Raw genomic sequence first — 22,239 nt, forward strand, 5'->3', positions numbered from 1 at the left:
CGAACGCCTTGTCCGCGTCCTGGTTCTTGATGTCCTTGGCGGTCATGTCGCATTCCTTTCGTCGAGGCCGGGTATTTCCGTCGCCGGAAATTCCGGCCATGCATTCCTGGTCGCCTTCCGGGATTCTTTTTCCTTCCCGTCCGGCTCTGACATCAATATTGCTCGGGCCGTCATCCCGGCGCCAGGGTTCGCGGTCGCCGGCTGACATTTATCACGGGGCGAGTGACTTTTCGCCGCCGCCCGGCTTTCCGGGGCCGTCGAGCGGAATTGCCCAGTCGGGGCTGTTCACCATGTGCCATTCCTCGCCCGGGTCGGCGGGCGGTGCCGTGCCGCCGGCCGGCGTACCCAGCAGGAAGTCGCCCACCGAGGACTCCCGGAGGTAGTCCAGGCCCAGCACCCTCGCCGACAGGTCGGCGTCGCCGTTGCCCAGCCCGCAGGGCGCCAGGCCCATCGCCGTGGCCACCAGGTACATGGTCTGGTAGAGCACCCCGGTGTGCCGCAGCGTCGTCGCGTAGGCCATCGCCCGGTACTTCCACGCCATGCGCTGGAACCGCGAGGTCACGGTGAACAGCACGTCGGGATGGACGTCGAAGCCCACCGAGCGGGACGCCACCCCCAGCAGCGCCCGCCGGGCCTCCTCCTCGGAGCTGACGAGGACCAGGCGGTGCGCATAGGAGTCGTAGTGGTAGATGCCCGGCTCCAGCCCCTCGCAGCGCACCACCGTGACGTACAGCTCCAGTTCGTACAGGGAGCCGCCGCTCGGGTACGGCCGCGAGACGACCTCGTCCTCGCCGGGGGAGCCCGGGCCCGGGGTGCGGTGCACGCGCACGCGCTGCACCCGGTACAGGAACTCGCCCAGCTCACGTGCCGTCAACGCCCGTTCCCCGAAGGTGCGGTGGGAGCGGCGGGACTCGATCGCTGAGGTCAGTGACGGGTCGGCGGCGTCGAGGTCGGCGCGCCGCGGGCGGTGCAGCTCGGTCACCGGGCCGGGCGGTACGGGCTTCACGGCGGGCTCCGGGCCGATCTCGCCCCGGTACGGGTAGACGGCACCGAAGGCACCGTCGTAGCGCCCCGAGCGGACACGCGAGTGGAACAGCAGGTCGTGGAAGTCCCACTGCCGCAGCACCGGTTCGGTGTCGGAGGCGAACGTGCCGTCCGGGCCCGCGACCTCGGCGAAACCGAGACCGACGAGGTGGGACAGCACGTCGAGGGTCTCCGTCTCGCTCAGCCCGGTGACCTCCCCGGCGCCGCCCGCCCGCCCCGGCTGCCCCAGAGCCGCGGCGAGTTCGCGCGCGGCCCGGTCGGCCAGCACCGCACGGAACTTCACCAGCGGTGACTCCAGGACCAGCACGCCGTCACGGCTACGGCAGAACGCGAACCGGGAGAGTCGGACACGGTCGCCGGCGCCCACGTCCGCGACCCGGTGCGCGGCGTCCCGCGCGGTCGGCTCCAGCCGGACCAACTCCCGCCGCAGCGGGGGCTCGTCGTGCGTCAGCACGCTGTACGCCAGCAGCTGCCCGGCCCGCTCCAGCAAGGCGTCGGCCCGCTTCCGCCCGGCGGCGTCGAGGCCCTCGTACAACTCCTCGCGCGGCAGCGGGCCCTCGGCCAGCCGGAGGAGGACCGTACGCAGCGGGCCGCGCACCGGGCGCAGGGCGAGAGAGGTGACGGGACCCCGCAGCAGCGCCGTGTCCGTGCCGTCGTCGAACGTCACCCGCACGCCGCCGCGCAGCGCCCGGACGGCGGACTCGGGGGGTTTCTCGGTGATCGCTCTCGTGGTCACGGGATTCATGGGGCCTCCGGTACGGACTCGCTGGTACGGAACCTGTCGAAATCCACTGTGCGGCCCGCTACACCCGCTCCTCCCGAACCGGCCGCACCGAATGACAGTCACCATTCCCGCTCGTGACCGAGGTCATGGAATGCGTGACAGATGACAGGGGCGGACGGCATTCCCTCGGACATTCGGCGCCCGAAGCGCATGCTCGGAACACGAATTCACCCTCCACCACCACCGACAGCGAAGGAAAACCTCGTGTTCAGTCGTCGACATGCGATACGTCTCGGTCTCACCACCGGCGCCGTCGGCGCGGTCGGCGCGGCGGGCGGGGTCTTCCGGACGCTCACCGCCGCGGGGCAGGGCGCGGCGGCCGGGAAGGCCGCCCCGGCGGGCACGGCGGCCACCCCCGTCGAACCCTTCTCACTGCCCCTGACGATCCCACCGGTCCTCGCCCCGTACCGCCGCACCAAGACCGCCGACCACTACCGGATCACGATGCGCCGCACCGGCGTGGAGATCCTGCCGGGCACCCGCACCGACGCCCTGACGTACAACGGCTCGTTCACGGGCCCCACCATCCGCGCCCGCACCGGCCGGACCACCGTCGTCCAGCAGATCAACGCACTGGACATGCCGACCTCGGTGCACCTGCACGGCGGCAACAACCCGGTGGCGCACGACGGCGGGATGATGGACACCATCGCGCCGGGCCGCAGACGGACCTACGTGTACGAGAACAGGCAGCCCGGCGCCACCCTGTGGACGCACGACCACGCGCACCACATGGAGTCCGAGCACGTCTACCGGGGCCTGTCCGGCCTCTACCTGCTGCGCGACCCCGCAGAGGACCGGCTGGGCCTGCCGTCCGGGAAGTACGACATCCCGCTGGTCCTGCGCGACGCGCACTTCGACGACAACGCCCAGCTGGTCTACACGATGGACGACGCGGAGAACCGCACGACCATCCTGGTCAACGGCCGCCCCTGGCCCCGTCTGAAGGTCGCGGCCCGCAAGTACCGCTTCCGGCTGGTCAACTCCTGCAACCTGCGCATTTTCATTCTCGCGCTGTCCGACGGGTCCGCCACCCAGCACCCCGTGCAGCAGATCGGCACCGACGGCGGCCTGCTCGCCGCCCCCGCCGAGACACCCGTGCTGGTCCTGTCCCCGGGCGAACGCATCGACTTCGTCGTCGACTTCTCGAAGTACGCGCCCGGCACCGAGCTCACCCTCGCCAACATGCTCGGGCCGGGCCCGACCGAACTCGTCGGCCAGGTCATGCGCTTCGACGTCGGCGAACGCACCGCCGACACCAGCAGGGTCCCCGGCACCCTCGCCGTGCTGCCGGCCCTGGCGAAACCGACCGTGGAACGCAGCTTCGACCTCTCCATGGACGAGCCCGGCTCCGGCGGCCACCAGGCCTACATCAACGGCAGGACCTTCGACCCCGCTCGCATCGACACACACATCGAGTGGGGCAGCACCGAGGTGTGGACGGTCACCAACAAGAGCGCCACCGTCCCGCACAACTTCCATACCCATCTGGTGCAGTTCCGCATTCTCGAACGGGACGGGCAGCCGCCGTATCCCGCGGAGACCGGATGGAAGGACACCGTGCTGCTCTTTCCCGGCCAGACCGCGAAACTCCAGCTCACCTTCGATTCACACCGCGGTGTTTATCCGTACCACTGTCACATGATCGACCACAGCGCCATGGGAATGATGGCGCAAATGAAGATCTCCTGACTCCGTATCGACTTCTTCTTCTGGAAAGGAGGACCATGGACACCGAGGCAACAACGCGGCCTTATGCCCGCCGCGTTCTCGCGGCACTGGGCCGCGATCCGACCCGGATCGTCCTGCACCGGCCGGACATCACGGTGACGGCGGGCGAGTTGCGCGCGTCCGTCCTGGGCAGCGCGGCGCTCCTGCACTCCCACGGCGTCCGCCCCGGCACCACCGTCGCCATTCTGACCGGCCCCAACCACCCGCTGATGCTCAGCGCCCGCTGGGCCGTCCATCTCCTCGGCGCCACCTCCGTCTACGTCCGCTCGATGAACCCGCGCACGGACACCGAGACGTTCTCGGTCGCCACCCAGACCGGGCTGCTGCGTGACCTCGGGGTGGCGCTGCTGCTCGTGGACGACACGGACGAGGAGAGCGCGGCCCGCGGCCGATGGCTGGCGCGGCGGCGGCCCGGCCTGACCGTGCGGGCGATCCCGCGCACGGCGGAGGGGCACGACACCGTGCCGCCGGCCCCGCCGCCGCAACCCGGCGACCTGGCCGTCGTCGACTTCACCAGCGGCAGCACCGGCCGCCCCAAGATGGTCGCCCAGCGCTACGGCACCCGCGAGCACCTCGTCGGCCGGCTGGCCTCCGGACTCGACCCCCGGGGCCCGGCGACCCTGCTGTCCGTCACGCCGGTCAGCCACACGACGGCACCCATGGCCGACGCCGTGCTGTGCGGAGGCGGCACGGTCGTCCTGCACGACGAGTTCGACGCGGGCGCGACCCTGACGGCCATCGCCGAACTGGGCGTGACCGACGTCTACCTGGCCGTGCCCCACCTGTACCGCCTGCTCGACCATCCCCTGGTCACGTCGTACGACCTGTCGTCGCTGCGCCGCATCACCTACAGCGGCACCCCGGCCGCCCCCGAGCGGGTCCGGCAGGCGGTCCGCGTCTTCGGCGACGTACTGATCCAGGTGTACGGCACCACCGAAGCAGGCGGCATCAGCAGCCTCACCCCGCTCGACCACCGCGAGCCCGAACTGCTGGGCTCGGCCGGCCGGCCCTTCCCCTGGGTACGCGTCGAGATCCGGGCAGCCGACTCGGGCACCCCGCTGGGCCGCGGCCGGACCGGCGAGATCTGGGTCGACTCGCCGACGGTGTCCGCCGGTTACCTCGACGACGCGGAGCTCACCGGGACGACCTACCGGGACGGCTGGCTGCGCACCGGCGACCTGGGGCACTGGGACCGCTACGGCTACCTCCGCCTGGACGGCCGGGTCGGCGACGTCATCAAGCACGGCGGCCTCAAGCTCGACCCCGCCGCCATCGAGGCGGCCCTGCTGCGGCACCCGCAGGTGCGGCAGGCGGCGGTGTTCGGCGTCCGCGACGAGGACCTGGTGGAGCAGGTCCACGCCGCCGTCGAACTCCACTCGGGCGCCGGCCACACCTCGTGCGACCTGCGCGGCTACGTCGCCGCGACCCTCACCCCGGAACACGCCCCGGTCAGCGTCTCGGTCTGGCCCGAACTGCCGCTGACACCGTCCGGCAAGCCGGACCGGGCCAGACTACGAGAGGCCACCGCCCCGGTACGGACCCGCCCAGCGGGAAACACCCCGCCGACGAGGACCACCAACTCCGCGACGGGGCCGGTGTCCAGTACGCGGCCGGTGTCCGCGACGGGGCCGGTGTCTGGCACGGCGACGCCGTCTGGCACGGGGCGGGTGTCTGCGACTGGGTCGGTGTCCGGCACGGGGCCGGTGTCTGCGACGGGGCCGGTGCCCGCGACGGAGCCCATCCCCCCGGCGGGAGGCCGCCCGGCGGGACACCCTCCGGCCGAAGACCCGCCGCCGCCGGGCCCGGCAGGCGGCCCCGCACGGCAGCCCGCGTCAGGCGGCCCCGCACGGCAGCCCGCGTCAGGCGGCCCCGCACGGCAGTCCGCGTCAGGCGGCCCCGCACGGCAGTCCGCGTCAGGCAGCCGCGCACGGCAGCCCGCGTCAGGCAGCCGCGCACCGCAGCCCGCGGAGCGACGCGGCACCGGTCCGCCCGACCCCGGCGGTACCGCCGGACCAGACGCCCGCCGGGCCACCGACCGGCGTACCACCGAAGGCCCGCCGCCGGGCCCGGCAGGCGGCTCCGCACGACAGCCCGCGGCAGGCGGCCCCGCACCGCAGCGCGCGGCAGGCGCCCCCGCACCGCCACCCGCGGAGCGACGCGGCACCGGTCCGCCCGACCCCGGCGGCACCGCCGGACCAGACGCCCGCCGGGCCACCGACCGGCGTACGCGTACCGATCCGCGCAACAGAAAGGGCATCCCATGACCGCATTCGGCCACTTCGCCAGGTCACTGAGGCTGCGGCGGCTCTACCGTCACAGCACCGCCGGCCTGATGATCACCCCTCTCGACCACTCGATCAGCGACGGTCCCGTCGCACCCAAGGGCACCAGCCTCGACCACCTCGCCGGGCAGCTCGCCGCCGGCGGCGCGGACGCGGTCGTCGTGCACAAGGGCAGCGTCCGCCACATCAGCCCGGAGCGGTTCGCAGCGATGTCGCTGATCATCCATCTCAACGCGTCCACCAGCCAGGCGCTCGACCCCGACGCGAAGTACGTGGTGACACAGGTCGAGGAGGCCCTCCGGCTCGGCGCGGACGCGGTGAGCGTCCACGTCAACGTCGGCTCCGACGACGAGCGGCAGCAGATCGGCGACCTCGGACGGATCGCCGACGCCTGCGACCGGTGGAACCTGCCGCTGCTCGCCATGGTGTACCCGCGTGGCCCCCGGGTCACCGACCCGCGCGACCCGGACCTGGTGGCGCACGCCGTCACCGTCGCCTCCGACCTGGGCGCCGACCTGGTCAAGACCGTCTTCCTCGGCTCGACCGCGGAGATGCTCGACCTGACCGCCGCCTGCCCGGTGCCCGTACTCGTCGCGGGCGGCCCCGCGATGCCCACCGAGGAGGACGTCCTGGCCTACGTCCGGGACGCCCTGGCCGGCGGCGCAGGCGGGGTGGCGATGGGCCGCAACATCTTCCAGGCCGCCGACCCGCGGCAGCTCGCCGCCAAGGTCGCCCGGCTGATCCACCACTTCCCGGAGCAGCACTTCGCCCCGCTCGCCTTCCCGGCCGACGCACACCGGACCGAGCGGCTGACCCCCGATCACCTGGACGCCCCGGCCCACCCCGGCGCGCCCGGCTCCCCGTTCGACGGCGAAACCCGCACCGCCCGCGACACCCACCACCTCTCCGACCTTTCACACCCGACAGGAGGTCCGCATCATGACGGACGTAAAACTGTGCTGGCTTGACATCCGCCGCGCCGGCACCGCCATCCAGGCCGTTCTCGAAGAGGCCCTGCACCAGCGCATCGACGGCATCGTCGCCGCCGACCCGGCCGCCTTCGCCGGCCTGCCGCCCACCGTCCGCAAGGTCCTGCTCTTCGAGGACGGCCTCGACGCCGTCCCCGCCGACCTCGGCGCGGCCGACCTGGTGGTCGTCCCGGGCCCCCGCGAGGCCCGGACCGCTCTCCAGGAGGCCCACCCGGACGTCGAGTTCGGCCGCTACGTGGAGATCGTCGATGCCGACACGCTGGAGGACGCCTGCCTCGCGGCCCGCCTGGAGCCGTGGAGCGTGCTGGACTTCCGCGACCCCACCAAGATCCCGCTGGAGATCGTGATCGCCGCCGCCACCGGCGCCCCCGGCTCCATCATCACCACCGCCTCCAACACCGAGGAGGCCGAGATCATCTACGGCGTCCTGGAACTGGGCTCGGACGGCGTCCTGATGCGGGCCAACACCGTCGGCGACGCCACGGCCCTGCGGACCGCCGCCAGCGCCCGGGGCGGCGAGATCGACCTGGTCGAACTCACCGTCACCCGGACCACGCACATCGGCATGGGGGAGCGGGCCTGTGTCGACACCACGACCCACTTCCGCAAGGACGAGGGCATCCTCGTCGGCTCGCACTCCAAGGGCATGGTGCTGTGCGTCAGCGAGACCCACCCGCTGCCGTACATGCCGACCCGTCCGTTCCGGGTCAACGCCGGTGCCCTGCACTCGTACACCGTCTCGCAGGCCGGCCGCACCCACTACCTGAGCGAACTCCACGCCGGTAGCAAGGTGCTGGCCGTCGACGTCAAGGGCCGCACCCGGCCCGTCAGCGTCGGCCGCGTCAAGATCGAGACCCGTCCGCTGATCTCCATCGACGCGGTCGCCCCGAGCGGTCAGACGGTCAACCTGATCCTCCAGGACGACTGGCACGTGCGCGTCCTCGGCCCGAACGCCGCGGTCCTCAACTCCACGGAGCTGAAGGAGGGCGACACCATCCTCGGGCACCTGCCCACCGCCGACCGCCATGTCGGCTACCCCATCGACGAGTTCTGCCTGGAGAAGTGAGCCCGGCACCGCACCGCACACCCGTCGCCGTAGCGACCGCACGAGCCTGAGCAGCGACCGCACGGCCCCGACGCCCCGCCCCGGCACCCTCTGTGCCGGGGCCGGCGCACGTCCCGCACCGCCCACACTGCCTGCACCGCGCGTACTGCCAGCACCGCCAGCACCGCATACACCGCCAGCACTGTCGGCACCCCCAGCACGGCCCCGCACCACCCGTACCGCCCTCACAGCAGCCCGTGTTCCCCGGCGATCCGCGCCGCGTCGAACCGGTTGCGCCCGCCGAGCTTCTTGATCGCGGCGGACGTCAGATTCCGTACCGTGCCCGCCGCCAGGTACAGCTCGCCCGCGATCTCCTTCACCGTCGCCCCACCGGCCGTCAGCCGCAGCACGTCCATCTCCCTGATGCTCAGCGACAGTTCACCGACGGCGACCGGCCGCAGCAGCGACGGGTCGACGGTCAGGCAGCCACCCGCGACGCCCATCAGCGTCGTGACCAGCTGAGGCAGCCGGGCGTTCTTCGGCACCACACCCAGGGCGCCGGCCGCCACGGCCCGGTCAACCACCGACGACGTCGCCGCCCCGACCATCAGCGCCACCCCGCACCGGGGATGCCGGCTGCGCACGTCGGTCGCGACGCGCAGCGCCCTCCCGCCCATCGTGGACTCGCCGAGCAGCAGCACCGTCGGCCGGTGCCGCTCCACGGCCGGCTGGACGGAGTCGTACGACGTGGCCAGGCCGACGACCTCCAGCCCGTCGACGCCGTTGAGCGTCTCGGCGAAGGCCTCCAGCACGAGTTGGTGATCACCAGCGAGGACTATGCGTATCGACATGCTCGACCCCCGTACGGCAGGACTAAGGCAAAGACTCGGGAAAACATGACAGGCGCCGGCCGTCACCCGGAGGGGGTGCGCCACCGCTCGTGCCGTCGCACCAGCCGCTCCACCACCGCCTGGGCCGCCTCTTCCAGGCTGAAGCCCGCGCGGCTCACGTCGACCTCGATGTGCTCGGCGCCGGCCGGCAGAGAGGCCGCGACCACACCCGACAGGACGCGGAAAGCCTGGACCGGCCCCTCGCCTCCGCTTGCGGACGGCACGACCACGACACTGGCGGTGACCGGACCGAGGTCGGCGGCGATCTGACCGGTCAGCGCGCGAAAGGTCTCGGGCCGTTCCACATCGGCCTGATACGGCAGCGCGACCAACCCGATTCCGGCCAGTTCCTTGCACAGGAACGCGGCGTTGGTGGCGGCGTCGTCACCACGCCCCGGATGCCCGGCACCGACCACGGCGACCGCGGCGCCCAGGGCGCACAGCTGACTCGTGACCCGCCGACCGACGCCGGTGGTGGCGTCGACGACGAGGACGACACAGCCGTGCAACGGCGGTAGTACATGTGCGACTGTGTGCGACACCGGAACTCCTGAGCGGGTAACGTGGCCAATATGTGAACGATCTACGGGGGTTCTTCGCACACCCGGCGACACTCCCCTGTGCCGCGCCGCCGTTCGCGAGCCGGCGCGGCGGTCCGGTCCAGACATGTGGTTCACATGTGGTTCAAGGGGGAGACGCCACATGGACGACGTATCGCCGCTCGACCAGCAGACCCTCGCGGTGTACCGCGCGATCCTGTTCCACAAGCAACATGATCCGGACAAGCTCGCCGAGCTCCTCGACATCGGCCGCGACGACGTACACATGGCACTCACACGCCTGTCGGACCTGTCGCTGCTCGCTCCCTCGGGAGACTCACCCGGCACGCTGCGCGCGGTGAACCCCTCGCTCGGACTGAAGGTCCTGCTCCAGCGGGAACAGGACGAACTGGCCTGGCGGCAACAGCGCATCGAACAGAACCGGGCCGCTCTCGCCGCGCTCGCCGCCGAGTACACGGCCTCGGCCGGGTCCGGCTCGGACGGCACCGAGCAGCTCGACAACGTGGACGAGATCCGCATCCGGCTGGAGGCCCTCGCCGAGTCGTGCCAGCAGGAGTCCCTCGTCTTCCACCCCGTGGGCGGCCTGACCAAGGAGGCCATCGAGGCGTCCCGTCCGCTGAACGAGCGGGCGCTCGCCCGGGGCGTCCGGTTCCGCTCGATCTACCTCGACAGCGCCGTCAACGACCGGGTGACCAGAACCCACGCGCAGTGGATGGCGGAGCACAACAGCGAGATCCGCACCTCGCCGACCCTGCCGATGCGCCTGCTCATCATCGACACGACCGCGGCCATCGTGGCCAACCTGCCCGGCCAGACGGGCCCCGCGGCCCTGATGTTCCACAGCCGGCCGGTGGTGCTCGCCATGCGGGCCCTGTTCGAGGCGTACTGGGAACACGCGACGCCGTTCCATCAGCAGTCCTCACCCGACGAGAAGCCGCAGGGCCTCACCCCGCAGGAGCGCAAACTCCTGCAACTCCTCGCCACCGGCCTCACCGACGAGGCGGTGGCCCGGGCCCTCGGCATCGGGGTCCGCACCGAACGCCGCATCATGGCCGAGCTGATGGAGCGCCTGGGCGCCTCCAGCCGCTTCGAGGCGGGGGTCCAGGCGGCCCGCCGCCAGTGGATCTGACGGCCGGTCACCGACGGGATCACCGCTCGCCCACCGGACCGGGCTGCCAGGTGAAGTCGTCGGGGCCCTCGGCCGGCGACCCCTGCCGGCCGAAGTCGTCCCCGCTGTGCAGCGGACCCGGCGTCCAGGTGAAGTCGTCGCCGCCCAGCGGCAGCGGGGTCCAGGTGAAGTCGTCGGGCGTGCCCGGCAGGTGCGGCAGTACGACGTCGACCGGGATCTCGCCCTGCGCGGCGACGGCCGAGCCGGCGCCCTGCGACCCGGCCTGCTGCCCGGCGGCCTGAGCGGGCGCCGCCCAGGCGAGGGTGGCGAGCACGGCCGAGCCGAGGACGACGGCGGCGGAACAACGCTTGGTGATGCGGATCATTTCTGGTCTCCGTTTCCCTGCGTGAGTCAGGACCTTCGCGACGCTGCGCATGGAGCCAGTGGTGCTTCAGCTCCCCCGGACCGTTCCGCGTTCCCCGCGCTTCCCGGCCGCTGAGAAGAGACAACCACCCCGCCGGTCCCCCTGTCCGCATCCGGCCACGCCAGGAAGCTGCCTGGCAGGGAGTTGCACACCGGGAGCCGCGGAACATGTCGCTGTCGTCGGCGGCCCGGTCCCGCATCGCAGCACGTTGAACGGAGCGGTCCGTCGGCGCCGTAGCCGTGGCGGCTACTCCAAGTGGTCGCGCACGACATCGAGGAACGCCCTCCGGCTGGGGCGAATGCAGGCCCAGACCTTCTCGTCCTGCGGGGCTTCCGGGTCGTCGGGACCCTTTCTGATCACGTCCTGGACGTCGTACGCCAGACGACGTGCCGCCTCGTTCACCTCGGACGCGCACAGCATGTGGATCGTCTTCTGCGCCACCCACATCCTGTCGATGGACTGTTTGGCCCGTGCCTCCCACTGCTCGTCGGCGAGACCGTGGTGGTAGCGGTCCACGGCGACCCGTTCGGCCTCCTGGACCGCGGACAGGAAGTCGACGAGATGGTCGACGCGTTCGTTGCGACGTGCCTCGGCGCGTTCACGAGAGCTCCGCCGCACTTCGGCCCGCTTCGACGCGCGACCCAACGAGTACTGGGCCAAGGTCGATACGAGGCCGCCGAGCACAACGCCGACGAACGGCAGGAACGTTGTCGAGGTCGCACCTCACCGTGGCACTCGCACGGCCGCTGTCATGGTTCTTCCGGACATGTCACGCGCAGCGCCTTCGCATGGTGTAGCGCCCGTGACTTGGTCACTCGGCACGACCTGAACGCCGTCGAGTCATCGGCCGACGATCCGGTGCCACCGGATCTCACCGTCCTGCCATGCGTCCGTGGGTGTGAGCCCGGCGGCGGTGGCGACGGCGGCGGATGCCCGATGCGCGGGGTGGATGTGGGCGACGACGGCGTGCACCGGCTGCCGGCCGAGCCAGTCGACGAGCCCTCGGGCCGCTTCGGTGGCGATGCCCCTCCCCTGCCACGGCGCCCCCACCACCCAGGCGACCTCGGCGACGGCTCCGTGGCCGGAGGGGCTGACCGTCGCCTGGACGGTGCCCGTCAGGCAGGCCTCGTCCCGCAGACGGATCACCCAGTTCAGCCAGGAGACGGCCGGATCGGGAGAGCCCGCGCTGATGCGCCGGTAGCGCGAGCGCAGGGCCTGCGGGGTGTCCGGAGTACCGCCGATGAAGGTGTGCAGGGCGGGATCGGACAGCACGGCGGCCATCTCCTCGGCGTGCTCGATCCGCAGCGGCAGCAGGTCCAGGCGCCTGGTGCCGATGGCCTGGGCCGCGAGGGGGCTCATGCCGCGACCGCCTCGGGGCGTTCGACGAACCGGCCGGGTTCGAACCGGCCTCCGGCGGGGACGAGGGCGACGAGGCGGGGCGCGTTCACGGCCCGCCGTCGTCGCGGGACGGACCCGTCGGCCAACTCCGCTGCTACTGCGCCTGGTTCGGCCTCCAGCGAGGCGACCGGCATCCGTCGTGCGCCCTCCCGGACGATCTCATCGAGCAGCGAACCGCCGCCTGGCGTGGTGCTGTCGTCGTCCACCGCAAGCACGGGCGTGCCTTCCCGGCCGACGTGGCCACGTCGGCCCCTTCGCGACTGTCACTGCCCCGGAGACGGCGGCCGGCAATCCGCCTACGGCTTGGGCGCGGGTTGTTCCCCCGAGCCGCGGACGATCAGGCGGGTGGGAACGGTGATGGTGCGTGCCCTGGAGCGGTCGCCGTCGAGCCGGGCCAGGGAGGTGGCCGCGGCCCTGCGGCCGACTTCCTCGGGGTCCTGGGCGACGACCGTCAGGGCCGGTTCCAGGGCTTCGGCGAGGGACACGTCGTCGAAGGCCACGACGGCCACCTCCTTGCGTTTGCTGCGGGCGAGTTCGGCGACGATGCCGAGCGCCATGATGTTGTTCCCGGCGAACAGGGCCGTGGGGGGATCGGCCAGGTCGAGCAGCCGGGAGGTCGCGGCCTCGGCCCCCCGCTGGTCGTGCGCACTGGCGACCAGCGAGCGGTCGTAGGGGAGGTCGGCCTCCTGCAGGGCCGCCCGGTATCCGGCGAGGCGCTCACGACGGGTGTACAGCTTGACCGGCAGGTCGCCGACGAAGCCGATGCGGCGGTGCCCGTGGGCGATGAGGTGGGCCACGCCCTCGTGCGCCCCGGCGCGGTTGGAGCTGACGATGCTGTCCGTGGACAGGCCGACGCCCGGCCGGTCGAGGAAGAGGATGGGCAGCCCCGCCGTACGGTGCGACTTGAGGTCGGAGTGGTCGGCGCCGACGGACGGTACGACGATCAGGATGCTGACGCGCCGGGCGAGGAACTGGGCCGTCAGGGCGCGCTCACGCTCCGGGTCGTCGGCGGACGAGCCCATGAGCAGGGTCAGTCCGCGGTCCCGGACCGTTTCCTCGATGCCGCGGGCCACCGCTCCGAAGAAGGGGTTGGCCAGGTCGGGGACGACCAGCCCTATGGTCGTGTCCGGCCCGCCGACGCGGATGTTGCGGGCCATGAGGTTCGGCTGGAAGCCCAACTTGGCCACCGCGGTGAGTACGTGTTCCCGCGTCCGCGCCGAGACGGGCCCGTCCTCGTTGAGGACTCGGGAGACCGTCTTGGCGCTGACGCCTACTTCTTTGGCGACATCGGCCAGGGTGGGGCGGCGGCTCGCTGCCATGGAGGAAACCGTCTCCTGAGTGCTCCCGGGTTCCGGGCCGCGGCCTCGGCCGGAACATGCGAGAGCGGGGTTTGCGCTGTCAGGTGGCCTGTACTCCGGCGGCCTTCGCGGCCTCGGAATCCGCTACGACAGTATCTCCAGCCTCGTCGACGGTGAGCGCGCCGGTCATGATGGCGACGACCTCCGCCATGGAGTAGTCGGACGGCTTGATCACGGCGGCGCGCCGGCCCAGCCGGTGGACGTGGATCCGGTCGGCGATCTCGAAGACGTGCGGCATGTTGTGGCTGATCAGGACGACCGGCATGCCCTTGTCGCGGACTCGGCGGATGAGGTCGAGGACCTGGCCGGACTCCTTGACGCCGAGGGCGGCGGTGGGTTCGTCCATGACGACGACGCTGCGGGCCCAGGCGACGGCGCGGGCGACCGCGACGGCCTGCCGCTGTCCGCCGGAGAGCGTCTCGACCGACTGGGTCAGTGAGCGCAAACCGATCTTCAGGTCGGCCATGTGCTCGGCGGCCTCCTGACGCATGCGCTTCTTGTCGAGCATGCGGAAGGCGCTGCCGAGGATGCCCGGGCGGCGCAGCTCGCGGCCGAGGAACATGTTCGAGGCGATGTCCATGGAGGCCGCCACGGCGAGGTCCTGGTAGACCGTCTCGATGCCGTGGGCGCGTGCGCTCTGCGGGCCGGAGAACTGGATCGGCTTGCCGGCCAGGCGTATCTCGCCCTCGTCCGGCACCACCGCGCCCGTGAGGGCCTTGATGAGGCTGGTCTTGCCGGCGCCGTTGTCGCCGATGACGGCGAGGACCTCGCCGGGCAGCAGGTCGAAGTCGGCGCCGTCGATGGCGGTGACCTGGCCGTAGCGCTTGACCAGACCGCGCGCCTGCAGAACGGGGGTCTCGGTGGTGGTGGTCATCGGGCCTTCCTCCGGGAGATCTGGTCGACGGTCACCGCGAGGATCACCAGGACACCGGTGATCAGGGTCTGGTAGATCGACGCGACGCCCATCAGCTGCAGCCCGTTGCGGAACACACCGACGATCAGGACGCCGATGAACGTGCCCAGGACCGACCCGCGTCCGCCGAAGAGGCTGGTGCCGCCGAGCACCACGGCGGTGATGCTGTCGAGGTTGTCGGTCTGCCCGGCCTGCGGGTCACCGACTCCCGTGCGGGAGATGAGCAGCAGTGCGGCGATGCCGTAGAGGACGCCGGCCGCGGTGTAGACGCCGATGGTCAGCCGGGAGGTGCGGATGCCGTTCAGCCGTGCCGCTTCCGGGCTGTTGCCCAGGGCGTAGACGTGCCGGCCCCAGCCGGTGCTGCTCAGCGCGTAGGCGAGGAGGAGGAACAGGCCGATGGTGACCAGCGAGCCGTACGTGATGTCGGTATTGCCGAGCGGGAAGGTCTGCCCGAGGGCCGTCAGCGGGCCGGGCAGGTTGGTGACCGTCTGCTCCTCGGAGTAGATGTGGGTCAGCGCGAACGCCACGTTGAGCATGCCCAGGGTGACGATGAACGGCGGCAGCGGGATCTTCTGCACCAGCGCCCCGTTGAGCAGACCGAAGCCGCCGCAGACCGCCAGGCCCAGCGCGATGGCGGCGAGCGGCGGCAGGGAGCCCTCGGCGGCCATCTTGGCGATCACGATGCTGCCGAACGCCATCACGGCACCGCAGGACAGGTCGATGCCCGCGGTGAGGATGATCAGGGTCTGGCCGATGGCGAGGGTGCCGACCACCATGACCTGCTGCACGATGAGCGAGAAGTTCCCGCCCGTGAGGAACTGGTCGGTCGAGACGGAGAAGAAGACACAGGCGAGAAGCAGGGCGACCAGCGGGCCCGTGGTCGGTTGCGTGAGCAGTCTGCGGACCGTGGTCGGCGCTTTCAGCTCCGCGTACGGCTTTGACGTGGAGGGTGGCGTGGACGTGGCAGTCATGCGAGGTCCTTGTCGGAAGGCAGAAGTCCTTGTCCGGCCTTGTCGGGCGGCAGGAGGACGAGGGGGCGGCCCGTCCCGGGCCGGAGCGGTGGGTCCGGCCGCCCCGCTTCAGGGGTGTCGAACGACGGCAGCCGCGAGGCGGCCGGGGGCGGCGGCTCAGCCCCAGCAGTTCTCCAGGCCGTAGGCGGTGTCCTTGGAAGCGACCCCGTCCTGCGCCTTGTCGGTGACCAGGGTGACGCCGGTGTCGGTGTAACCCGACACCTTCTTGCCGTCCTTCGCGTACGTCACGACGGCCTTGACGCCCTCGGCGGCCATCTTCAGCGGGTACTGCTGCGAAGTCGCGGCGATCTTGCCGTCCTTGACGGCCCGGGTGCCGGTGCAGCCGCCGTCGACGGAGACGATCAGGACGTCCTTCTCCCGGCCCTTGGCCTTCAGCGCCGTGTACGCGCCCAGCGCGGCGGGCTCGTTGATGGTGTAGACGACGTTGATGCCCGGTTCCTTCTGGAGGCAGTTCTCCATCGCGGTCTGGCCCTTGGACTGGTCGCCGCCGGTGTCCTGAGCACAGGCGACGTCCTTGTCGGTGACGCCGAAGCCCTTCAGGAAGCCGTTGTGCCGCTGAACGCCGACGGAGACGCCCGGCGCGAGGTCGAGGGCGGCTATCTTCGCGGTCTTGCCCTTCATCGCGGCCTTGGCGTACTCGCCGATCAGCTCGCCGGCCTTGAGGTTGTCCGTGGCGAAGAGGGCGTCCACCGCGCTCTGCGGCTCGGTCGGGGTGTCCAGGGCGATGACCAGCACACCCTTGGCCTTGGCCTTCTCGATCGCGGGCACGATCGCCTTGGAGTCGCTGGGGGTGATCAGGATGCCCTTCACGCCGGAGGCGACCATGTTCTCGATGGCGGTGACCTGACCGGCGTTGTCACCGTCGAACTTGCCGGCCGCCGTCATGAGCTTGACGCCCTCGGCCTTCGCGGTCTTCTCCGCGCCCTCCTTCATCTTGACGAAGAAGGGGTTGGTGTCGGTCTTGGTGATGAGGCCGACCTTGACCTCGCCCGAGCCGGTGCTGCCCGATCCCGATCCGGATCCGGATCCACAGGCGGTCAGGGCGAGCGCTGCGACACCCGTGCACGCGGCGGCTCTGAGCAAGGAGGAGGGCAGACGAGAGGTGCGTGACATGAACGACTCCTGCGGGATGTCGGGCGGGTGGTCGACAGCGGGGCCTGCCGTCCTGCGATGTCAACGTTGACCGATGTCATCGTTGACACTGCTTGGCGAGGATGATGGACTCCGTTCCCCGGCAACGTCAATGCCTTGCACTCGTCACAAATCGGCAACGCCCCTCGGTGGCCGCCCCGCTCCGAAGTCCTTCGTCGGCATGCCCGGGTCATGCCCGATCGCGATCCTTTCCGCTCCGCGCGTTCCCAGAGAAGAGCAGCCCATGAACCCGCGCCAGATCACCGTCCTCGGAGAATGCGTCGCCGACGCGTTCACCGAACCCGCACGCGCCCGGAACGAACTCGCTCTGCGCGTGCTCCCGGGCGGCGGACCCGCCAACACGGCGGTCTCCCTGGCCAGGCTCGGCACTCCGGCCCGCTTCCTCGCCCGGCTGTCCGGCGACGTGTTCGGCCGCCTCTTCCGGGCCCACCTCGCGGAATCCGGCGTGGACCTCTCGTGCGCCGTCGAGGCCCCCGAGCCCAGCACGCTCGCCGTGGCCGAACTGGACGCCCGGGGTCAGGCCGCGTTCTCCTTCCACGCCCAGGCCACCGCCGACTGGCAGTGGACCGGCGCGGAACTGGCCGGGGTCGACCTGGCCGGCACCGCCTGTGTGCACACCGGGTCGCTGGCCCTGGTCAAGGAACCCGGGGCGGCGGTGGTGGAGGAGTTCCTGGCGGCGGCCGCCCCCGGGGCCACGATCAGCATCGACCCCAACGTCCGCCCGCTCCTGGTACGGCCCGAGGTCTACCGCGCCCGGCTTGCGCACTGGTGCGGCCTCGCGGACGTCCTGCGGCTGAGCGAGGACGACCTGGAGCTCCTCCTGCCCGGGACACCGCCCGAGCAGGCGTGCGACACCTGGCATGCGGCGGGGGCGCGGCTCGTCGTGATCACGCGCGGCGCCGACGGCGCCCTGGCCTCACTCGACGGGCAGCGGGTCCAGGTGCCCGCGGTGGCGACACCGGTCGTCGACACGGTCGGCGCGGGGGACTCCTTCACCGCAGGCCTGCTGCACCACCTCGGCACCCAGGGACTCCTCGGCGGCAGGCTGACGGACCTGCGTCTCGCCGATGTCGAGGCGGCCTGCCTGTTCGCCGTGAAGGTCGCCGCCCTGACCTGCTCGGTGGCCGGACCCAACCCGCCCTGGCAGGACCGGCTGTCGCCACTGCCGCTCACGACGGACGCGTCCGCCGTCCGGCACCTCGACTCCACCCGCTGATCCGACGGGACCTGCTGGAGTCCAGGGAGCCTGCTGAACGCCACGGGACTGCTGAATCCCACGGAAGCCTGCTGATCCGCCGGAACCCGCTGGATCTCACGGGACCCCGTGATCCGCCGGAGTCGGCTGAAGCCCGCTGAACCCCGTGGTCCACCGGAGCCTGCTGAACGCCACGGAACCCCGTGGTCCGCCGGAGACGGCTGAATCTGACCGGAACCCGCTGACCCGCCCGGAAACCCCCGCTCATCCCACGAGAACTCGCTCATCCCACCAGAATCCGATCACCCGACCGACAAGGACGGAAGACCATGACGAAGACCCTGCTCGCCGAATTCACCGCCCGCGAGGGAGCGGAGGACGAGGTCACCCGCCTGATCCGGGACTACGCCCTGAAGGTGCGCGAAGAGGAAGGCAACCTGGCCTTCGACGTCTACACCAAAACGGCTGCCCCTCGCGCCTACTGGATCTTCGAGGTCTACCGGGACGAGGACGCCTTCCAGGCCCATCTGAAGGCCCCGTACGGCGCCCCGTTCAACGCGGCCCTCATGCCGCTGATCGAGGAGGACGCCTCCGTCCTGACATTCCTCGAGCCCCTGGCCTGAAGCGCGTTCGGCACCAGGCCGGTCGTGCACGACCTCCGCCCGGAAGAGCCGCCGGGCCGGCGGGAGACGGCGATCATCCCGGGTTCGGTCATGCTGGTCGTCTCCCACGTACCGCCTGCCGTGGACGATCCGGTCGCCCCGTCCGTCACCTGCCGGCGAGGATCATCCCCCTGAGCGCCGGCTGAAATGGCGCCTACAGTCGGTCCCCCACGCCGGCCGGTTCCGGAGGATGCCGTCCGCCACCGTCCTTGCTGTCCTGCTCGCAGGTTCGTCTGTCGTAGGCCTGGTCATTGGGGATCAACAGCACTCCGGCAACCCGCTCAGGGTGCTCGACGGCGAGCCACTCGTCGCCCGTGCGGTCACCGCCCGGCCCGAACGCCTCGGACGAATGGACCGTCCGACACCCCAACGCCACGCGCTCCTCATCGACCGCGCAGGCGTCCACCGCGGGGCCGGATGTGTCGTCAGCGCCGTCGAAGCGGTAGTGGAAGTAGACCCGGTCACCTTCGGCGGGCAGCTGCGGGTGGGGCTCAAGCCGCCAGTCGACGACCTCGGCGGTGACGCCGAGAGACCGCCCGGACGTGTCCTCGACCCGCACCCTGACACCCGCCTCACCGCGCTCCGCCGTCGTGTCGGTGCAGGCCCACAGGGACGAGCAACCGGACAGGGCGAGAGCCACCAGAGCCGACGGCACAGCGGCGAGTACTCGTGCGGGAACCAACTCAGGTGACCTCCAGTCGGGGTGGAGCCGGCACACGCCCACCCCGCGGCACCATTACGCCGGCCGCGCCGCCGGGAGATGACCTGACAGTGATAACCACCAGGACCCTCAGCGACGGTAGGGATCGCGCGTGGTCGGCATGTAGCCGTTCCCCATCCCCCTTCCGTAGGTCACTCGATCGTTCTGCGCCTGTATCCGCCGTGTTTGCTCGATGAGGAGTCCGTCGGCGTTTTCTGTCCTGCTGTTCTGCCGTCGCAGGAGCACGAAGATCAAAGCCAGCGCTGTCATCAGGAACAGGCCGAACAGTATGCCCAGCTCGATCACCAGAGTCCCCCTATGTGTCATGTGTGCGCATGGGTGCGCTGCCGGTGCGGGTCCGGTCAGGTCGTGATCGACCCGATGACTGCGCAGGTGCATCCTTCCCCCCAGGCCCGGCCATCACGCAACGTGACCCGGAGTCGGCCGAATGATCGACGGAGCGGCTCCGGCCGCAGCTGCTTCGGGCGAGTGATCAGGTACCCCGCCCGGGAAGTCGTCCGCTTCGGGTGTCTCCGCCGGTTGTCGGTGGTGGCCGGTGCGGCCCGTCGGAACGGTCGGCTGGCGCATGGCCCCATCGTGCCGGGAGGCGCGGCACATGGTCCACCCACGCCATGTCTGCCGTCGCGACGAGCGACTGGCCGGCCACGGTCGCGGGGGTCACACCGGTGAACGCCACGATGTCCCGGTGCAGATGCGACTGGTCGGCGTAGCCGCAGTCGGCCGCGACCCCGGCCGCCTCCTGGCCCCCGGCCGGGCGGGTGGCGGCCCGGCCTGCGCCCGATGCCCAGCTCCTCAGGTGCGCACCGTGCGATGAGGGGGCGCCGCCCCAAGCCGAGTCGTGCCGTGGTCCGGCCGCGAGGCGTCCGGGGTTCGCGATCCCGTCCCGTGGGCGGTAGCGGGCAGGGACGGGTCGCACGGATCGCGGCGCTGCCGGACCTGTCGCCGTCATGACGGTGCCCTCGTTTCGTGGCTCCGACCCGGACAGCGCGCAAGGAGGAATCGTTAGCGGGGTCGATCGTCCGGGATGTCGTACGGAGTTCGATACTTCGTTCAGCGATCGAAAGTATGGGCATGTCTGCCGAGCGTCAATATCTCTGCCGAAAGAAGGCACTCTCGCGCCGGGTGGCAGGCGGGCAGTCCGCTTCGCCCGCTGCCCCGCGTTACCCAAACGTGATGGCCTGCTTCTCGCGCAACCTCTTGACCAGGGGGGATGGTGAGCGCTCATATGACCTCCTCATCACTGACACACTTGAGGGAGGTACGGTCGTGGCATATCCGGCGCGCAGCAATACCTCCCTGGCAGGTTGCGGCCAACGATTAGACCGCGCTTCTCCTTGCGAAAACCGGGCGAAGTGAGCGCCCGTACTCCCTGCGACGCCGCCGGGTCCGGGTTCTCGCCCCGGAGCCGGAGTTCTCGGCACCTCTGCTGAGCGGGGTCTGCCAGGGCCTCTTCGCAGTGGCGGAGTGAAGCCGCGCCCTGCTCCTGGAGCCGTCGAGGAGTGGAACGAGGGAGCGGCCCGACCGGAACACCTCCGGTCGTCATCGAGCCCGGACCCATCGCCCGCGTCGGCCGGGCGGCATCAGTGTCACGACCACTTCGCCGACCCCCACCCTGATCCCGCCCTGCCCGCCGATCCGATCCTCCGGTGCCGAGCACCTCGCCGGCTCCCCGCCCTCTGTATCCGGTTGTTCCCAGCCGCACTCCACCCCGGCCACCCTCTGACGGCACGCGCCACGCATGTTCAATATTTCGAACGTTGGTCGGCCCGCAGAACGGCATTACTTCCCCGGTTTCCGACGGAACGTCAGAAGCCGCAGTGACCGAGTCCCATCCCCGGGCCGGCTCAACGAAGGAGATCAAGCATGCTCAGCAGAAGGAACTTCCTCACCGCGGCGGTCGGTGTCGCGGCTGCGACCGGACTCACGGCCTGCGCCAAGGAGGACGGCGCCTCTGCCGCTGCCGCCGGCAGCGGCAGCAAGGCGATCACCCTCGGCTTCTCCCAGGTCGGCTCGGAGAGCGGCTGGCGCACCGCCAACAGCGACTCGGTGAAGTCGGCGGCGAAGGAGGCGGGTTACACCCTCAAGTTCTCCGACGCCCAGCAGAAGCAGGAGAACCAGATCTCCGCGATCCGCAACTACATCGCGCAGAAGGTCGACGTCATCGCCTTCTCGCCGGTGGTCGTCACGGGCTGGGACGCGGTGCTCAAGGAGGCCAAGGCCGCGAAGATCCCGGTGGTCCTCACCGACCGCTCCGTCGAGACCTCCGACGACTCCCTGTACGTGACCCTGGTGGGCTCCGACTTCACGGACGAGGGCCGCCGCGCCGCCAAGATCCTGGAGAAGGTCCTGGAGAAGGCGGGCCACAAGGGCGCCGTGAAGATCGCACAGTTGGAGGGCACCACCGGCGCCGCCCCCGCGATCGAGCGCGCCAAGGGCTTCAAGGAGGTCATGGACGCCGACCACGCGGACGACTGGAAGATCGTCGTCAGCCAGACCGGTGACTTCACCCGCGCCGGCGGCAAACAGGTCATGGCGGCCTTCCTGCAGTCCAACCCGGACATCGACGTGCTCTTCGCGCACAACGACGACATGGGCATCGGCGCCATCCAGGCCATCGAGGCGGCCGGCAAGAAGCCCGGCAAGGACATCCTGATCGTCACGGTCGACGGCGTGAAGGACGGCTTCGTCGCCATGTCCGAGGGCAAGATCAACGCCATCGTCGAGTGCAACCCGCTGCTCGGCCCCCAGCTGATGGAGGTCGTGAAGAAGGTCAAGGACGGCGAGACGGTCGAGCGCTGGATCAAGACCAAGGAGAGCGACTTCATGCAGGACCAGGCCAAGGACGCGCTCCCCACCCGCAAGTACTGACCGACCGTCCCCACCGGCGGGGAGCCTCCGGCCGGCCGGCATCCCCCGGCCGGGAGGCTCCCCGCGGACCTGGACCCATTCATG

Annotated in this window: 22 protein-coding genes; 9 read left to right on the forward strand and 13 right to left on the reverse strand. The window is 70.9% G+C overall.

The window, feature by feature from the left end; all coding sequences use genetic code 11:
• The coding region (locus ACFY9S_RS16905; protein ID WP_391128578.1) for a hypothetical protein at positions 1-205 on the forward strand (205 nt) is incomplete at its 5' end.
• Positions 206-211: 6 nt separating this feature from the next.
• Here the strand turns inward: ACFY9S_RS16905 and ACFY9S_RS16910 are convergent.
• Complete coding sequence (locus ACFY9S_RS16910; protein ID WP_391128581.1) at positions 212-1,780, reverse strand: SagB family peptide dehydrogenase; 1,569 nt, start codon at positions 1,778-1,780, stop codon at positions 212-214.
• 252 nt (positions 1,781-2,032) lie between these two features.
• Here ACFY9S_RS16910 and ACFY9S_RS16915 point away from each other — a divergent pair, with 252 nt between their 5' ends.
• Genes ACFY9S_RS16915 through ACFY9S_RS16930 form a run of 4 tightly spaced genes read left to right on the forward strand, consistent with a single transcriptional unit; the run spans position 2,033 to position 7,896 of the window.
• The gene (locus tag ACFY9S_RS16915) at positions 2,033-3,520 is read left to right on the forward strand and encodes a multicopper oxidase domain-containing protein (RefSeq protein WP_391128584.1); all 1,488 of its coding nucleotides are present in this window, start codon (positions 2,033-2,035) and stop codon (positions 3,518-3,520) included.
• Between the two features lie 35 nt (positions 3,521-3,555).
• Entirely contained in the window at positions 3,556-5,823 is a 2,268-nt protein-coding gene (locus ACFY9S_RS16920; protein ID WP_391128587.1) for an AMP-binding protein, read from the forward strand.
• Entirely contained in the window at positions 5,820-6,809 is a 990-nt protein-coding gene (locus ACFY9S_RS16925; RefSeq protein ID WP_391128589.1) for a 2-amino-3,7-dideoxy-D-threo-hept-6-ulosonate synthase, read from the forward strand. The genes ACFY9S_RS16920 and ACFY9S_RS16925 overlap by 4 nt, the downstream gene beginning before the upstream one ends.
• A complete protein-coding gene (locus ACFY9S_RS16930; RefSeq protein ID WP_391128592.1) occupies positions 6,781-7,896 on the forward strand; it encodes a 3-dehydroquinate synthase II family protein in 1,116 nt (371 codons plus the stop codon). Before ACFY9S_RS16925 ends, ACFY9S_RS16930 begins: the two co-directional genes overlap by 29 nt.
• Before the next feature lie 224 nt (positions 7,897-8,120).
• Here the strand turns inward: ACFY9S_RS16930 and ACFY9S_RS16935 are convergent, their stop codons facing one another.
• Complete coding sequence (locus ACFY9S_RS16935; RefSeq protein WP_391128595.1) at positions 8,121-8,726, reverse strand: LuxR C-terminal-related transcriptional regulator; 606 nt, start codon at positions 8,724-8,726, stop codon at positions 8,121-8,123.
• 62 nt (positions 8,727-8,788) lie between these two features.
• On the reverse strand, positions 8,789-9,307 hold the full coding sequence (locus ACFY9S_RS16940; RefSeq protein WP_391128598.1) for a hypothetical protein: 519 nt from the start codon (positions 9,305-9,307) through the stop codon (positions 8,789-8,791).
• A gap of 160 nt (positions 9,308-9,467) precedes the next feature.
• Here ACFY9S_RS16940 and ACFY9S_RS16945 point away from each other — a divergent pair, with 160 nt between their 5' ends.
• On the forward strand, positions 9,468-10,454 hold the full coding sequence (locus ACFY9S_RS16945) for a LuxR C-terminal-related transcriptional regulator (protein ID WP_391128600.1): 987 nt from the start codon (positions 9,468-9,470) through the stop codon (positions 10,452-10,454).
• Positions 10,455-10,473: 19 nt separating this feature from the next.
• On the opposite strand, the gene ACFY9S_RS16950 is transcribed toward ACFY9S_RS16945, so the two are convergent.
• From ACFY9S_RS16950 to ACFY9S_RS16985, 8 genes are all read right to left on the reverse strand, one after another.
• On the reverse strand, positions 10,474-10,818 hold the full coding sequence (locus ACFY9S_RS16950) for a hypothetical protein (RefSeq protein ID WP_391128603.1): 345 nt from the start codon (positions 10,816-10,818) through the stop codon (positions 10,474-10,476).
• A 285-nt stretch (positions 10,819-11,103) separates the two neighbouring features.
• Positions 11,104-11,475: a hypothetical protein gene (locus ACFY9S_RS16955; RefSeq protein WP_391128606.1), complete on the reverse strand. Its 372-nt coding sequence runs from the start codon at positions 11,473-11,475 to the stop codon at positions 11,104-11,106.
• Positions 11,476-11,697: 222 nt separating this feature from the next.
• The gene (locus tag ACFY9S_RS16960) at positions 11,698-12,216 is read right to left on the reverse strand and encodes a GNAT family N-acetyltransferase (protein WP_391128609.1); all 519 of its coding nucleotides are present in this window, start codon (positions 12,214-12,216) and stop codon (positions 11,698-11,700) included.
• Entirely contained in the window at positions 12,213-12,461 is a 249-nt protein-coding gene (locus ACFY9S_RS16965) for a hypothetical protein (protein ID WP_391128611.1), read from the reverse strand. Before ACFY9S_RS16965 ends, ACFY9S_RS16960 begins: the two co-directional genes overlap by 4 nt.
• A gap of 90 nt (positions 12,462-12,551) precedes the next feature.
• Positions 12,552-13,574 (reverse strand): substrate-binding domain-containing protein, encoded by a 1,023-nt coding sequence (locus tag ACFY9S_RS16970; protein WP_391128614.1) that lies wholly within the window; start codon positions 13,572-13,574, stop codon positions 12,552-12,554.
• A 79-nt stretch (positions 13,575-13,653) separates the two neighbouring features.
• Positions 13,654-14,487, reverse strand: coding sequence for an ATP-binding cassette domain-containing protein (locus ACFY9S_RS16975; RefSeq protein ID WP_391128617.1), 834 nt, complete (start codon positions 14,485-14,487; stop codon positions 13,654-13,656).
• The gene (locus ACFY9S_RS16980; protein WP_391128620.1) at positions 14,484-15,497 is read right to left on the reverse strand and encodes an ABC transporter permease; all 1,014 of its coding nucleotides are present in this window, start codon (positions 15,495-15,497) and stop codon (positions 14,484-14,486) included. Before ACFY9S_RS16980 ends, ACFY9S_RS16975 begins: the two co-directional genes overlap by 4 nt.
• A gap of 156 nt (positions 15,498-15,653) precedes the next feature.
• Positions 15,654-16,670, reverse strand: coding sequence for a substrate-binding domain-containing protein (locus ACFY9S_RS16985; protein ID WP_391128623.1), 1,017 nt, complete (start codon positions 16,668-16,670; stop codon positions 15,654-15,656).
• 262 nt (positions 16,671-16,932) lie between these two features.
• On the opposite strand from ACFY9S_RS16985, the gene ACFY9S_RS16990 reads away from it, so the two are divergent.
• Positions 16,933-17,925 carry a PfkB family carbohydrate kinase gene (locus ACFY9S_RS16990; RefSeq protein WP_391128626.1) on the forward strand — a complete coding sequence of 331 codons (993 nt, stop codon included), beginning with the start codon at positions 16,933-16,935 and terminating at the stop codon, positions 17,923-17,925.
• Between the two features lie 308 nt (positions 17,926-18,233).
• A complete protein-coding gene (locus ACFY9S_RS16995) occupies positions 18,234-18,527 on the forward strand; it encodes an antibiotic biosynthesis monooxygenase (RefSeq protein WP_391128629.1) in 294 nt (97 codons plus the stop codon).
• A gap of 193 nt (positions 18,528-18,720) precedes the next feature.
• Here the strand turns inward: ACFY9S_RS16995 and ACFY9S_RS17000 are convergent, their stop codons facing one another.
• Together ACFY9S_RS17000 and ACFY9S_RS17005 are read right to left on the reverse strand one after the other, a co-directional pair.
• Positions 18,721-19,248, reverse strand: coding sequence for a hypothetical protein (locus tag ACFY9S_RS17000; RefSeq protein WP_391128632.1), 528 nt, complete (start codon positions 19,246-19,248; stop codon positions 18,721-18,723).
• Positions 19,249-19,356: 108 nt separating this feature from the next.
• The gene (locus ACFY9S_RS17005; protein WP_391128635.1) at positions 19,357-19,572 is read right to left on the reverse strand and encodes a hypothetical protein; all 216 of its coding nucleotides are present in this window, start codon (positions 19,570-19,572) and stop codon (positions 19,357-19,359) included.
• 1,578 nt (positions 19,573-21,150) lie between these two features.
• Between ACFY9S_RS17005 and ACFY9S_RS17010 the strand changes: the two genes are divergently transcribed.
• A complete protein-coding gene (locus ACFY9S_RS17010; protein ID WP_391128638.1) occupies positions 21,151-22,155 on the forward strand; it encodes a substrate-binding domain-containing protein in 1,005 nt (334 codons plus the stop codon).
• The last annotated feature ends 84 nt before the right edge of the window (positions 22,156-22,239 follow it).

It is taken from the genome of Streptomyces sp. NPDC012474 (assembly GCF_042955185.1).
GTDB lineage: Bacteria > Actinomycetota > Actinomycetes > Streptomycetales > Streptomycetaceae > Streptomyces > Streptomyces cahuitamycinicus.

Excerpts from the sequence above, each read along its gene's own strand:
- ACFY9S_RS16920 (WP_391128587.1), top strand. The coding sequence starts at position 3,556 with ATGGACACCGAGGCAACAACGCGGCCTTATGCCCGCCGCGTTCTCGCG.
- ACFY9S_RS16925 (WP_391128589.1), top strand. The coding sequence starts at position 5,820 with ATGACCGCATTCGGCCACTTCGCCAGGTCACTGAGGCTGCGGCGGCTC.
- ACFY9S_RS16930 (WP_391128592.1), top strand. The coding sequence starts at position 6,781 with ATGACGGACGTAAAACTGTGCTGGCTTGACATCCGCCGCGCCGGCACC.
- ACFY9S_RS16935 (WP_391128595.1), bottom strand. The coding sequence starts at position 8,726 with ATGTCGATACGCATAGTCCTCGCTGGTGATCACCAACTCGTGCTGGAG.
- ACFY9S_RS16945 (WP_391128600.1), top strand. The coding sequence starts at position 9,468 with ATGGACGACGTATCGCCGCTCGACCAGCAGACCCTCGCGGTGTACCGC.
- ACFY9S_RS16950 (WP_391128603.1), bottom strand. The coding sequence starts at position 10,818 with ATGATCCGCATCACCAAGCGTTGTTCCGCCGCCGTCGTCCTCGGCTCG.
- ACFY9S_RS16960 (WP_391128609.1), bottom strand. The coding sequence starts at position 12,216 with ATGAGCCCCCTCGCGGCCCAGGCCATCGGCACCAGGCGCCTGGACCTG.
- ACFY9S_RS16970 (WP_391128614.1), bottom strand. The coding sequence starts at position 13,574 with ATGGCAGCGAGCCGCCGCCCCACCCTGGCCGATGTCGCCAAAGAAGTA.
- ACFY9S_RS16975 (WP_391128617.1), bottom strand. The coding sequence starts at position 14,487 with ATGACCACCACCACCGAGACCCCCGTTCTGCAGGCGCGCGGTCTGGTC.
- ACFY9S_RS16980 (WP_391128620.1), bottom strand. The coding sequence starts at position 15,497 with ATGACTGCCACGTCCACGCCACCCTCCACGTCAAAGCCGTACGCGGAG.
- ACFY9S_RS16985 (WP_391128623.1), bottom strand. The coding sequence starts at position 16,670 with ATGTCACGCACCTCTCGTCTGCCCTCCTCCTTGCTCAGAGCCGCCGCG.
- ACFY9S_RS16990 (WP_391128626.1), top strand. The coding sequence starts at position 16,933 with ATGAACCCGCGCCAGATCACCGTCCTCGGAGAATGCGTCGCCGACGCG.
- ACFY9S_RS16995 (WP_391128629.1), top strand. The coding sequence starts at position 18,234 with ATGACGAAGACCCTGCTCGCCGAATTCACCGCCCGCGAGGGAGCGGAG.
- ACFY9S_RS17010 (WP_391128638.1), top strand. The coding sequence starts at position 21,151 with ATGCTCAGCAGAAGGAACTTCCTCACCGCGGCGGTCGGTGTCGCGGCT.